The sequence below is a fragment of the Actinacidiphila sp. bgisy167 genome (assembly GCF_965342175.1).
Classification (GTDB): Bacteria; Actinomycetota; Actinomycetes; order Streptomycetales; family Streptomycetaceae; genus Actinacidiphila.
The window spans coordinates 1-813 of record NZ_CBDRBL010000221.1 but is presented as its reverse complement, the minus strand read 5'-3'; the positions used below and the strand labels follow the sequence as shown (position 1 = coordinate 813).

The following is an 813-nucleotide window of genomic DNA, read 5'->3' as shown; positions in this document are numbered from 1 at the left end:
CCGTGTCGTTCCAGGTCAAGTTGACCCTTGAGGGTCTGGTTGATCGACTCGATGACTTGCCGAAGTGGCTTGAACAGGTGTGCGCCAGCCCGCTCGGGCTCGCCTTTGCGGGCCGGACGCAGCAGCTTCAGGTCACGTTCGGTGAGGTCGTTCTCGAACTCCCGGCCGTAGTAGTTCTTGTCGCCGATGATCGTCTGCTGTGGATGGGTGGCCTGGACATCGGGCGCGGTGTCGAGCATGTCGCGCAGGGTCTCGCGTTCGTCGGCCTTGGCGCCGGTGAGTGCGAACAGGATCGGCAGGCCGCCGAGGGTGCAGACCAGGTGCAGGCGCAGGCCCCAGAAGTACCGGGAGTGGGACGCGCAGTAGCCGTACTCGGCCCAGCCGGCCAGGTCCGAGCGCTTGGCCGTTTCCCGGGAGCAGCCGCAGCCGACCGGGGTGGAGTCGACCAGCCAGACATCGTCGGTCCACAGTGAGGTGTCCTGGGCCAGTATCCGGATCATGCTGGTGAGCAGGGGTGATGCGGCGCGCAGTCGTTTGCCGTAGCCGGACTGCTGGGGCACGTAGGGGAACAGGCCGCGGAAGTCGCGGTCGACGCGGCGAAGCCAGCGCCGCTCGGAGGTGTAGCCGAGCAACGCTGACATGACCGCGAGCGTGAGCAACTCCGCGTCACTGAGCCTGGGCGTGATCCCGACTTTCGGACGCCACGGGGCCAACCAGGGAGAAGCCTTCAACTCATCGTCGATCCGGGCGTAGAGTGCCGTTGCGAGGGTGTCCAGGTCTGTCTTCACACACTGACATTGGACGCCCTCGTGC

Annotated in this window: 1 protein-coding gene; it reads right to left on the bottom strand. The window is 66.1% G+C overall.

All coding sequences use genetic code 11. The annotated features are described in order from the left end of the window. The coding region (locus ACRWND_RS30880) for an IS982 family transposase (RefSeq protein WP_431955290.1) at positions 1-788 on the bottom strand (788 nt) is incomplete at its 3' end. Between the last annotated feature and the right edge of the window lie 25 nt (positions 789-813).